11 protein-coding genes are annotated in these 12478 nt (G+C 58.4%); all 11 read left to right on the top strand.

The window, feature by feature from the left end; all coding sequences use genetic code 11:
* Positions 1-14 precede the first annotated feature (14 nt).
* The 11 genes from B5E62_RS03255 (at position 15) to hflX (ending at position 12478) form a co-directional block, all read left to right on the top strand.
* On the top strand, positions 15-692 hold the full coding sequence (locus B5E62_RS03255) for a response regulator transcription factor (protein WP_087173311.1): 678 nt from the start codon (positions 15-17) through the stop codon (positions 690-692).
* The gene (locus B5E62_RS03250; protein WP_087173310.1) at positions 693-2150 is read left to right on the top strand and encodes a sensor histidine kinase; all 1458 of its coding nucleotides are present in this window, start codon (positions 693-695) and stop codon (positions 2148-2150) included.
* Positions 2151-2214: 64 nt separating this feature from the next.
* A complete protein-coding gene (gene hisH, locus B5E62_RS03245; RefSeq protein ID WP_087173309.1) occupies positions 2215-2820 on the top strand; it encodes an imidazole glycerol phosphate synthase subunit HisH in 606 nt (201 codons plus the stop codon).
* A 17-nt stretch (positions 2821-2837) separates the two neighbouring features.
* Positions 2838-3599: an imidazole glycerol phosphate synthase subunit HisF gene (hisF, locus tag B5E62_RS03240; RefSeq protein ID WP_087173308.1), complete on the top strand. Its 762-nt coding sequence runs from the start codon at positions 2838-2840 to the stop codon at positions 3597-3599.
* 35 nt (positions 3600-3634) lie between these two features.
* Complete coding sequence (locus B5E62_RS03235; protein ID WP_087173422.1) at positions 3635-4303, top strand: uracil-DNA glycosylase; 669 nt, start codon at positions 3635-3637, stop codon at positions 4301-4303.
* A 23-nt stretch (positions 4304-4326) separates the two neighbouring features.
* A complete protein-coding gene (lpdA, locus tag B5E62_RS03230; RefSeq protein ID WP_087173307.1) occupies positions 4327-5757 on the top strand; it encodes a dihydrolipoyl dehydrogenase in 1431 nt (476 codons plus the stop codon).
* Between the two features lie 152 nt (positions 5758-5909).
* A complete protein-coding gene (locus B5E62_RS03225) occupies positions 5910-8267 on the top strand; it encodes a heavy metal translocating P-type ATPase (protein ID WP_087173306.1) in 2358 nt (785 codons plus the stop codon).
* Between the two features lie 123 nt (positions 8268-8390).
* Positions 8391-8750 (top strand): ArsR/SmtB family transcription factor, encoded by a 360-nt coding sequence (locus tag B5E62_RS03220; protein ID WP_087173305.1) that lies wholly within the window; start codon positions 8391-8393, stop codon positions 8748-8750.
* Positions 8751-8778: 28 nt separating this feature from the next.
* Positions 8779-10641, top strand: coding sequence for a heavy metal translocating P-type ATPase (locus B5E62_RS03215; RefSeq protein ID WP_087173304.1), 1863 nt, complete (start codon positions 8779-8781; stop codon positions 10639-10641).
* A 35-nt stretch (positions 10642-10676) separates the two neighbouring features.
* A complete protein-coding gene (locus tag B5E62_RS03210; RefSeq protein WP_087173421.1) occupies positions 10677-11204 on the top strand; it encodes a tetratricopeptide repeat protein in 528 nt (175 codons plus the stop codon).
* A 14-nt stretch (positions 11205-11218) separates the two neighbouring features.
* Positions 11219-12478 carry a GTPase HflX gene (hflX, locus tag B5E62_RS03205; protein ID WP_087173303.1) on the top strand — a complete coding sequence of 420 codons (1260 nt, stop codon included), beginning with the start codon at positions 11219-11221 and terminating at the stop codon, positions 12476-12478.

Raw genomic sequence — 12478 nt, 5'->3', positions numbered from 1 at the left:
GGAGGTATGCTTTGATGGAAAAGATGAAAATACTGGTGGTCGATGACGAGAGCCGCATGCGCAAGCTGGTGCGTGACTTCCTGGAGAGAGAGGGCTTTCAGGTCTTTGAGGCCGGAGACGGCATGGAGGCCATGGATATTTTTTATGAGAACAGGGACATTGCGCTCATCATCCTGGATGTCATGATGCCCAGGATGGATGGATGGCAGGTATGCCGGGAGGTGCGCCAGTCCTCCAGGGTGCCCATCATCATGCTGACGGCCAGGGGAGAGGAGCGGGACGAGCTCCAGGGGTTCAGCCTGGGAGTGGACGAATATATATCCAAGCCCTTCAGCCCCAAGATCCTTGTGGCGAGGGTGGAAGCCATCCTGAGAAGGACCCGGGATGCGCAGGCTCAGGAGACGCTGGAGGCCGGCGGCATAGAGCTGGACAAGACTGCCCACATCGTGAAGCTGGACGGTGAGCCGGTGGAGCTCAGCTACAAGGAGTTTGAGCTCCTCACGTATTTCATGGAAAATAGAGGGGTGGCCCTCTCCAGGGAGAAGATTTTGAACAATGTGTGGAACTATGATTATTTTGGCGATGCCAGGACCATTGATACCCATGTGAAGAAGCTGCGCAGCAAGCTGGGCGACAAGGGGAATTATATCAAGACAGTCTGGGGCATGGGCTACAAATTTGAGGTGGCGTAGATGAAGCATTCAATACGCAGGCAGATGATCGCCGTGTTCGTGGGACTTATCGTCTGCATGCTGGTCATCCTCCTGCTTCTGGTGGGCTCCGGTCTGGAGCCCTATTATATACGGGAAAAGGAAGCTAATTTCGCGGAGCTGTACGATGAGATCGACCAGATCACCCGGAGCGGCAGTCTGACGGAGGATGAGCTCAGCCAGGTCAACCGCACGGCAGAGCGGTACAATTTCTACTACATTGTGTGGAATTTTTCAAATGAGAGCGGATTTTCCAATCTCCATGACAGTCAGATGCTGCTGATGCAGCTGGCCGGAGTCCTCTTCAACAAGATTGACAGCCAGGTGATGGAGAGGAACGATGATTACCAGGTGGTGGAGTTCCGGGACGGGACCCAGCAGGTGGATTACCTGGCCCTCTGGGGAACGGTGGGGGACTCCTACAACATTTTCATCCGCAGTCCCCTGGAGAGTATCCAGGAGACCATGGTCCTCTTTTACAGGTTCCTTATCATCGTGGGGATAGGAGTCATTGCAGGAGGGATACTCCTGGTGTGGTACTTTTCCAGGCGGCTCACAGAGCCTCTGCGGGAACTGGCCGTCCTGTCAGCCAGAATGGCGGACCTTGACTTTGAAGCGAAATACACCAGCGGCGGCGAGGGCGAGATAGGGGTCCTGGGCGAGAATTTCAACAGTATGTCCGAGAAGCTGCAGAGCACCATCTCCGAGCTTAAGAACGCAAATTTCCGCCTGCAGCAGGATATCGAGCAGAAGGAAAAAATGGAGAAGATGCGGACGGATTTTATGGGGAACGTGTCTCATGAGCTGAAGACCCCCATCGCTCTCATCCAGGGATACGCGGAGGGACTCAGGGAGGGAGTCAGCGACGATGCGGAAAGCCGGGAGTTTTACTGTGATGTCATTATGGACGAGGCTGCCAAGATGAACCAGATGGTGAAAAACCTCATGACCCTGAACCAGCTGGAATTCGGGGACGAAAATGTGGAGTTCCAGCGCTTTGACCTGACAGAGCTGATACGGGGCGTTCTCCAGAGTATGGAGATCGTGGCCCAGCAGAAGGAGGCCAGGGTCCAGTTCCGGCAGAAGGAGCCGGTCTATGTGTGGGCAGACGAGTTTAAGGCGGAGCAGGTGGTGAGGAACTATGTGAGCAATGCCTTCAATCACCTGGACGGAGACCGGGTGGTGGACGTGAAGCTCATTCCCACCGGCGAGAAGGTGAAGGTGACGGTGTTCAACACGGGCGCCCCCATCCCGGAGGAGGATGTGCCCCATATCTGGGAAAAGTTCTACAAGGTGGACAAGGCCCACACGAGGGAGTACGGAGGCAACGGGATCGGTCTGTCCATCGTGAAGGCCATCATGGACTCCTTCCACCAGGAATACGGTGTGAAAAACTACGATAACGGCGTTGAATTCTGGTTTGAACTGGATGTGAAATAGAAAATATGGTAGACTAAAACTGTATATACACTGTGAGACATTCAGAAAGGAACCGGGAAAACGGATGATAGCGATTATTGATTATGATGCGGGAAATATAAAAAGTGTGGAGAAGGCCATGCACTACCTGGGCCAGGAGGTGGAGATCACCAGGGACCGGGAGCGCATCCTGGAGGCGGACAAGGTGATCCTGCCCGGGGTGGGAGCTTTCGGCGACGCCATGGGGAAGATACGGCGGTACGGCCTGGAGGAGGTGATACGCCAGGTGGCGGAGCGGGGTACCCCCTTTCTGGGTATCTGCCTGGGCCTGCAGCTCCTCTTTGAGGAGAGCGAGGAGAGTCCGGGTGTGAAGGGACTCGGCATACTGAAAGGGAAGATACGCAGGCTCCCCGGGGGTGAGGGGCTGAAGATCCCCCACATGGGATGGAATACCCTGGAGCTTGCGGGAGAGGGAAGACTGTTTAAGGGAGTCCCGGAGGAGCCCTTTGTGTATTTCGTGCACTCCTATTACCTGGAGGCGCAGGAGGAGGAGATCGTGAAGGCAGTCACCTGGTACGGGACAAAGATACACGCCTCGGTGGAGAAGGGCAATGTGTTTGCCTGTCAGTTCCATCCGGAGAAGAGCAGCTCCACGGGGCTTCTCATGCTGGAGAATTTTGTAGGACTATAGACGGAGGTACAGAGAAGATGCATACAAAACGGATCATTCCCTGTCTGGACGTGAACGGCGGAAGGGTTGTCAAGGGTGTGAATTTTGTGGATCTCAGGGATGCGGGAGATCCGGTGGAGATTGGAAAGGCCTACGACGAGGCCGGGGCGGACGAGCTGGTGTTCCTGGACATCACAGCCTCCTCTGACGCCAGAGCCACGGTAGTGGACATGGTCCGCAAGGTGGCGGAGACTGTGTTTATCCCCTTTACGGTGGGGGGAGGCATCCGCACAGTGGAGGATTTCCGGGCGCTCCTTCGGGAGGGGGCGGACAAGATCTCCATCAACTCCTCGGCCATCCAGACGCCGGAGCTTATTTCCGCGGCGGCGGACAAGTTTGGCAGCCAGTGTGTGGTGGTGGCCATCGATGCCAAGAGACGTCCCGACGGGACAGGCTGGAACATCTATAAAAACGGCGGCCGGGTCGACGTGGGGATCGATGCCCTGGAGTGGGCGGCAAAGGTGGAGAAGCTGGGGGCGGGGGAGATACTCCTCACCAGCATGGACTGCGACGGCACCAAGGCGGGCTACGACCTGGAGCTGACAAGGGCTGTGGCGGACGCGGTCTCCATCCCTGTCATCGCCTCAGGGGGAGCCGGAAGGCTGGAGCATTTCAAGGATGCCCTGACTGTGGGCGGCGCGGACGCGGCCCTGGCGGCTTCTCTTTTCCACTACAAGGAGCTGGAGATACGGGAAGTGAAGGAATACTTAAGAGGTGAGGGGATTTCCGTCCGCCTGTGATGCGTCCAGAAAAGAAAAAGGAGATAAGACAGACCATGGCAGCGATTTCCAATGACTGGCTGGAGGCTCTCCAGGGAGAGTTTAAAAAGCCTTATTATAAGCAACTGTTTGAGACGGTGAAGAAGGAGTATGAGACCCACCTGGTCTTTCCGCCGTCGGATGATATTTTTAACGCGTTCCACCTGACACCTTTAAAGGATGTGAAGGTGGTCATACTGGGGCAGGACCCTTACCACAATGTGGGGCAGGCCCACGGCCTGTGCTTTTCGGTCCGGAAGGGGGTGGCCATCCCGCCCTCTCTTGTCAACATCTACCAGGAGCTCTACGATGACCTGGGCTGTGCCATCCCGGACCACGGATATCTGGAAAAATGGGCCAGGCAGGGCGTGCTGATGCTCAATACCGTGCTGACGGTGCGGGCCCACCAGGCCAACTCCCACAGGGGGATCGGCTGGGAGGAGTTCACGGATGCGGCCATCCGTGCCCTGGACGGACAGGACCGCCCTATCGTGTTCATTCTGTGGGGAGCGCCGGCGCAGAGGAAGAAGGCTATGCTCCACAATCCAAAGCACCTCATACTGGAGGCGCCTCACCCGAGTCCGCTGTCCGCGTTCAGGGGCTTTTTCGGCAGCAGGCCCTTCAGCAAGACGAACGCATTCCTTGAGGAGCACGGTGTGGAGCCTGTTGACTGGCAGATTGATTAGGGAATGATCAGGGGGTGGATTTTATGAGAGATACATATGACCTTGTGATCGTGGGAGCGGGGCCTGGCGGCTATGTGGCTGCCAGGAAGGCGGCCAGAATGGGAATGACGGTGGCCCTCATCGACAGGGGGCCTGTGGGAGGTACCTGTATCAACCGGGGCTGTATCCCGGCCAAGGCCCTGCTCCACGCAGCCACCCTGTACAGGGAGATGGAGGGCTGCGAGAGGTTTGGCCTGCATGCGGATGGTGTGTCCTTTGACCTCCAGAAGATCTACAGGTACAAGGATATGGCGGCGGACCGCATGCGCCGGGAGCTGGAGGAGGAGTTTTGCCGGCTTGGGGTGGACCTCATCCGGGGCAGTGCGGTGATCTGCAGGGACCGGATGGTGCGCGTGACGGACGAGGAGGGAAAGGTTTCCGTGTGCCAGGGGAAGAACATCCTGGTGGCCGCGGGGGCAAAGGCCAACCTGGCGGACATTCCCGGCATGGAGCTGCCCGGTGTCATGACAAGCGAGGAGCTCCTCACCGCGGATGCCCACAGGTATGACCGGATGCTGATCCTGGGAGGCGGCGTCATAGGTCTGGAGCTGGCTACAGTCTTCCAGTCTCTGGGCACGGAGGTGACGGTGGTGGAGATCTCGGACCGCCTTCTGCCGAACATGGACCGGGAATTTTCTGATGCGCTTGAGCGTATCTTAACAGGCAGAGGCATCCGGATCTGCAAGGAGAGCATCCTGGAGCGGATCGAGCGGGAAAAAGAGAGCGGCCGCCTGGCGTGCCGGTTTGTCTGTGACGGCAGGAACAATAAAGAGATCGTGGACGCAGTGCTGGTGTCAGTGGGGCGAAGCTCCGCCACAGAAGGATTGTTTGAGAGCGATGTGCCGGTGAAGCTGGAGAGAGGCCGGATCGTGGTGGACGATTTCTTCCGCACCAACATCCCGGGAGTCTATGCGGTGGGGGACGTGACAGGCGGTATACAGCTGGCCCATGTGGCCTCCGCCCAGGCCGCCTATGTGGTGGAGCGGATGAACGGCAGGCAGCCCTCAGTCATCATCTCCATGGTACCCGGGGGACTTTTTACTCCCGTCTCCATTATCCCCAGCTGTATCTACACGGACCCGGAGATCGCTTCCGTGGGGCTGACAGAAGAGGAGGCCCGCAGGAAGGGCGTGCCGGTGCGGTGCGGAAAGTACGTGATGCAGGGGAACGGACAGTCCATCATCACAGGCGAGGAAGAGGGATTTATCAAGGTGCTGTTTGCCCCGGACAGCGATGAGCTGCTGGGGGCGCAGCTCATGTGTCCCAGGGCCACGGACATGATCGGCGAGCTGGCTACGGCTCTTGCCAATGGCCTTACATCCACCCAGCTCCTCTACGCCATGAGGGCCCATCCCACCTTCAATGAGGCCATCTCCTGCGCGGTGGAGGACAGCCGAAGGGATTTCCCGGTATAGACAGAGCGGCAAAAGAGAGCTTCGGCTCTCTTTTTTCTGTTTTGATAAAATTTTATCGGCTATCCTATTGACAGTGTTGTGGATTTGTGATTATATTAAAGCATGAACATATGAACAATTATTCATATATAACCATGCAGGGAGGAAACGCTATGATTGCTGAAAAAAGAGAACCGGGACAGGGTCACGACCACATACATGAGGCCTGCGGCTACGGCCATGATCATCATCACGGCCACGAGGCCTGCGGCTGCGGCCACGAGCACCATCACGAACACGAGTCCGATGGCCACGAGCATCACCATGAGCATGAGCACGGACACGACCACGGGCACCACCATGAGGAGATACACCACACAGGCCGGGAATTTGACGGCATACCCGCCGGAGTAGAGCAGAAGGTCTACATTCTGGAGGGACTCGGATGCGCCAACTGCGCGGCCAGGATGGAGAGGCAGATCCGGGAGCTGCCGGGGGTGGAGATGGCCACCATTACCTTTGCCACAAAGCAGCTCCGGGTGGCGGCGGACCATCAGGAGGAGCTCCTGCCCAAATTCCGGGAAATCTGCGCCTCCATAGAGGAGCAGGTGACAGTCACCCCCAGGGAGGAGCTGCAGCCTGCCGGAAAGCCGGAGAAGGAGGGGATTTTTCGGGAGAACAAAAAGGAAATCCTCATCATTGCGGCTGGAGCAGTCCTCTTTGCCGCGGGGGAGATCGCGGAGCACATGGGAGCGGCGGTCCTTTGGCCCTCTGCGGGCTATGTCATCGCCTATGTACTGCTGGGCTGGGAGATTGTCTGGACCGCCTTCAGGAACCTGGGGAAGGGCCATGTGTTTGACGAGAACTTCCTCATGAGCGTGGCCACCCTGGCCGCCTTCGCCATCGGCGATTTCGCGGAGGCTGTGGGAGTCATGCTGTTCTACAGAGTGGGTGAGCTCTTTGAGGACGTGGCCGTGGCCAGGAGCCGTTCCCAGATCATGGAGGCCGTGGATATGCGCCCCGAGGTAGTGGGGCGCCTGGAAGGCGGGGAGGTGCATGAAATCCCGGCAAAGGACGCGGCGGTGGGAGATATCCTCCTTGTGCGGCCGGGAGACCGCATCCCGCTGGACGGCATTGTGACTGAGGGGGAGAGCCGCATCGACACCTCCCCTGTGACGGGGGAGCCGGTCCCTGTGACGGTGCGCCAAGGCTCCAGGCTCATGTCCGGCTGTGTCAACGAGCAGGGCGTGCTGCAGATGAAGGTGGAAAAACCCCTCTCGGAGTCCATGGTGACCAAGATACTGGACTCCGTGGAAAACGCCGCTGCCAGCAAGCCGAAGCTGGACCGTTTCATCACAAGATTTGCCAGGATCTACACCCCCATCGTGGTGCTGGCTGCTGTGGCCACGGCCATCATACCCTCCCTCATGACCGGAAACTGGCGGGAGTGGATCTACACGGCCATCACCTTCCTTGTCATCAGCTGTCCCTGCGCCCTCGTGCTGAGCGTGCCCCTGGCCTTCTTCTCCGGCATCGGCGCCGGCTCCAAAAGGGGCATCCTCTTTAAGGGCGGTGTTGCCATTGAAGCCCTGAAAAATGTGAAGGCAGTGGTGATGGATAAGACCGGCACCATCACCAGGGGGGAATTCCAGGTACAGAGTGTCATTCCCTTTGGGAGAGAGAGCATGGACGCGCTCCTTGAGATGGCGGCGCGGTGCGAGCTGGGCTCCACCCACCCCATCGGCACCAGTATCGTGGAGGCTGCCAGGGAGAGGGGCATGACTCTGGAACGTCCGGAAAAGGTGGAGGAAATCTCCGGAAAGGGCATCCACGCAGTCACGGAGAGCGGAGAGATCCTCTGCGGGAACAGGGCTCTCATGGAGATGTTCCATGTCAGTATGGACCGGTACGAGGGCGGCCAGTACGGCACGGAGGTGCTCCTCGCCCTTGACGGGGAGCTGGCCGGCTGCATCGTCATCGCGGACTCCCTGAAAAAAGAGGCGAAGGACGCCATAGCTATGATGAAAAAGCAGGGCCTTGTGACTGCCATGTTCACAGGAGACGGACAGGAGAGCGCCCGGGCGGTGGCCGGCGAGGCAGGCATCGACAGGGTATTTGCCCAGCTCCTGCCCCAGGATAAGCTGACCCGTCTGCAGGAGATGCGCCGGGAGAGCGGAGCGGTCATGTTTGTGGGCGACGGCATCAACGATGCTCCGGTGCTGGCCGGAGCGGATGTGGGGGCGGCTATGGGAAGCGGAGCGGACGCGGCCATTGAGGCGGCGGACGTGGTCTTCATGACCTCCCAGGTGACGGCGGTCCCGGAGTCCGTTGCCATCGCCAGGAAGACCGGGCGGATCGCCATGCAGAACGTGGTCTTTGCCCTGACTGTGAAGGCCCTTGTCATGATCCTCGGCTTTGCGGGCATGGCAAACATGTGGATGGCCGTGTTCGCCGACACGGGCGTAGCCATGCTCTGTGTGCTGAACTCCATCCGCGCCCTGTACGGGAAGGCCGTGTTACAAAAGTATTAAGTTTCCTTGATTTTCTGCGAAAAGGTTGAAATGCAGGGCCTGTTTTGGCATAATTAACAGATGAACTGATATTCATATGAACAGAGTCTGGCGGAAGGCTGGCTTCAGAAAGGGTGACTGACGATGAAAAAGACAGAGGCAGAGTGCTGTGACGTGGTGGCGGCTCATACAGATATCATCCGGGAAGTGCGCGGCAGGATGCCCGGAGAGGTGACGATCCAGGAACTTGCGGACTTCTACAAGGTGTTCGGCGACGCCACCCGCATCCGCATCCTCTGCGCCCTTCTGCAGGCCGAAGTGTGTGTCTGCGACCTGGCGGAACTGCTTGGAATGAGCCAGTCGGCCATCTCTCACCAGCTCCGGGTCCTGAAGCAGATGAAGCTGGTAAAGAACAGGAGAGAGGGAAAGACTGTCTTCTACTCGCTGGCTGACGGCCACATCCAGACCATAATCAGCCAGGGCATGGAGCATATCAGCGAGTAAACTATGAGGAAATAAGAGGGGCAAGGCGATGGCGAAGGAAATCAAGATGCAGGCAGGTATATTGACGGCAGGCGCGGTTCTGTTTATTGCTGCTGTCATTGTGTCAGGACGGGCGATGCTGGAAAACGAGGTGCGCTTTTTCCTGTTTCTCGCTGTGTATCTTGTTGTCTCGTTCCACTCCTTTTACAGTATCAGCAGCAGTCTTGTCCAGAAGAAGCTGGAGAAGGAGCATCTGCTCATGGTGATCGCCACGGTGGGGGCGCTTGCCGTGGGGCACTACATGGAGGCTGTGGCCGCCATGCTCCTGTTCCAGATGGGATGCATCCTTGAGGCTGTGTCTGTGGACAGGACCAGGAGGACGATTGAGAAATTTATAGATATACGCCCTGCCTTTGCCACCAGGAAAGAGGAGAGCGGTGAGGTGCAGGTGGAGCCCTCCCAGCTGGAACCGGGGGACGTGATCATCATCAAGCCGGGCGAGCGCGTGCCGGTGGACGCTGTCATCCTAAACGGAAATACCAGCCTTGACACAAAGGCCCTGACCGGGGAGGCCATGCCTGACAGCGTGGGCCCAGGCAGCCGGATCTACAGCGGCAGCATCAATATGACCGGTGTGGTGGAGGCCCAGGTGAAAAGGCTCTACAAGGACTCCACTGTGTCCCGCATCATGGAGCTGGTGGAGGGAGCCCAGAAGCAGAAGGCGGAGAGCGAAGGGTTTGTGAGAAAATTTACCCGGATCTACACGCCTGTGGCTGTGCTGGCGGCTCTCCTCATCATGGTCTGTCCGCCTCTCTTTATCACGGGGAGCGGATGGGAGACATGGATATACCGGGGCATGATCGTGCTCATCGCGGCCTGTCCCACCGGACTCATCCTGTCCGTGCCCATCGCCTTTCTGGGAGGGATCGCTTCGGCGGCCCGCCAGGGGATCGTTGTGAAGGGCGGAAACTACCTGGAGATGCTGGCAAAGGTGGATACATTTGTCTTTGATAAAACGGGTACACTGACAGAGGGTACCTTTACCGTGACCCGGGTGCGCCCGGAGGGTATCACAAGGGAGGAGCTGCTGGAGATAACGGCCCATGTGGAGAGCTATTCCAACCATCCCATCGCCCAGTCCCTCATGAGCGCCTACGGCGGAGAGTACGACCCGGAGAGGGTGACGGACGTGGAGGAGATGCCGGGCTATGGGATCAGCGCCAGCTACAACGGCAGCAGGGTACATATCGGAAATCTCCGGATGATGGAGGAGCAGGGGCTCGCGGTGGAGCAGGTAAGGACCATCGGGACCGTCATCTACGTGGCCCGGGAGGACCAGTATGCCGGCTATATCGTCATAGAAGACCAGATCCGGGAAAATGCCAGATGGACCATGAAGATGCTGAGGGAGAAATACAATGCAGTCCTTGTCATGCTCACTGGAGACAGCCGGGCGGCAGGAAACGCGGTGGCAAAGGAGCTGCAGCTGGACTATGCCTACACAGAGCTGATGCCGGAGGATAAGCTGGAGCAGATGGAGGAATTCATGCAGTACCAGTACGAGGCGGAGAGAGTAGCCTGCGTGGGAGATGGCATCAACGACGCCCCGGTGCTTGCCAGGGCGGACGTGGGCATCGCCATGGGCGCTCTGGGGTCGGACGCGGCCATAGAGGCGGCGGATATCATCCTCCTTGAGGATGAGCTTCCCAAGGTGGTGGACGCGGTCCGCATCGCAAAGGAGACAGTCCGGGTAGTGAGCCAGAATATCAATTTTGCGCTGATCATGAAATTTGTGGTCCTTCTCCTTGCGGCGGCGGGCTACATCACCATGTGGGAGTCTGTGTTCACGGATGTGGGCGTGATGATCATCTCCATCATCAACGCGGCGGGAGTTGTCAAATATTCTGCGTGATGGCGGGGGAGAGTATAGACGAAGGGAGCTTGAAGATGAAGAGAAAGGCAGGAAAATATGCGGCGGTCCTTCTGGCCGCCCTGATGCTGACAGGCTGCGGTTCCAACCTGCTGGAGGAGGGGACCGCGCTTTTGGAAGAGGGAAATTACGAGGAGGCGGCATCCACATTCCAGGAGGCTGTAGACGAGGACGGCCAGGATCCGGAAGGCTGGAGAGGACTTGGCCTTGCCAAATGGGAGCAGCAGGACTACGAGGGAGCCCTGGAGGCCTTTCAGTCTGTGCTGGACAACGGAGGAGACAAGACCGGGGAGCTCTACAATCTCATGGGCTGCTGCGCCATGCAGCTGGGGAAGCCCACGGAGGCGCTGAACTATTTCCGGCTGGGCATGGAGGCCGAGGATGTCAGCGATGAGATGATGCAGGAGATGCGCTTTAACGAGATCGCGGCCTATGAGCAGTCCGGTGATATGGAGAGCGCAAAGTCCAAGCTTAAGGACTACACAGCCGACTACCCGGATGACGAGAAGGCGGCAAAAGAGGCGGAATTTCTTGAGACCAGATAAGGAGTCCTGTGTATATGTATGAGACAGCGGAGAAAAAAGAGAGGGTCATCCTGGTGGGTGTGAGCCTGGCAGACAGCGATGACGCGGAGCAGTCCCTCAATGAGCTGGAGGAGCTGGCCGACACCGCCGGGGCCCTCTGTGTGGGGCGCATCCTGCAGAAGCGGGAGCAGATGCACCCGGCTACCTATCTTGGGAGGGGAAAGACAGAAGAGCTGAAGGATTTGATATGGGAGACCCGGGCCGACGGCATCATCTGCGACGACGAGCTGTCACCGTCCCAGATAGGCAACCTGAGGGATGGGCTGGACGTGAAGATCATGGACAGGACGCTTCTCATCCTGGATATCTTTGCGGCCAGAGCCTCCACCAGCGAGGGCAAGATACAGGTGGAGCTGGCCCAGCTCAGATACAGACAGTCCAGGCTCACCGGCCTTGGCACATCCCTGTCCAGGCTGGGAGGAGGCATCGGCACGAGAGGGCCCGGGGAGAAGAAGCTGGAGATGGACCGCCGTCTCATCAAGGGGCGGATCTCCCAGCTCGCAAAGGAGCTGAAGGAGGTAAAGAGGCACCGGCAGCTCACAAGGGAGTCCAGGGCGAAGAGCCGCGTTCCGGTGATCGCCATCGTGGGCTACACCAACGCGGGAAAGTCCACTCTCCTAAATCACCTCACCGGAGCCGGCATCCTGGCCGAGGACAAGCTCTTTGCCACGCTGGACCCGACCACCAGGAACCTGAAGCTGCCGGGAGGACAGGAGGTGCTCCTGACAGACACAGTGGGCTTTATCCGCAAGCTGCCCCACCACCTCATCGAGGCTTTTAAGAGTACCCTGGAGGAGGCAAAGTACGCGGATATCCTGCTCCACGTGGTGGACGCGTCCAATCCACGGATGGACCAGCAGATGCACGTGGTCTACGAGACCCTGCGGGAGCTGGAGGCATCGGACAAGCCGGTGATCACGGCCTTCAACAAGAAGGACAGGTTTGAGGGAGAGTATGCGCCCCGGGATTTTCAGGCGGAGAGGACAGCCTTCATCTCGGCAAAGACGGGAGAGGGCGTGGAGGAGCTCCTCTCCTGTGTGGAGGACGTGCTGCGGGAGCAGAAGGTGGAGATCGAGCAGATCTACCCCTACAGCGATGCGGGGAAAATACAGCTTATCCGGAAATACGGGGAGCTGGAAAAAGAGGAGTACACCCAGGAGGGCATCTATGTCAGGGCCTATGTGCCTGTGGATGTCTACGGGAAGCTCACCCATGAGCCGTCGGGAGGAAGATGA

The sequence above is a fragment of the Lachnoclostridium sp. An118 genome, assembly GCF_002160985.1.
GTDB classification, from domain to species: Bacteria; Bacillota; Clostridia; order Lachnospirales; family Lachnospiraceae; genus Claveliimonas; species Claveliimonas stercoravium.
Note: the sequence above shows the minus strand (reverse complement) of the source record. Positions and strands in the feature narration are given on the sequence as shown.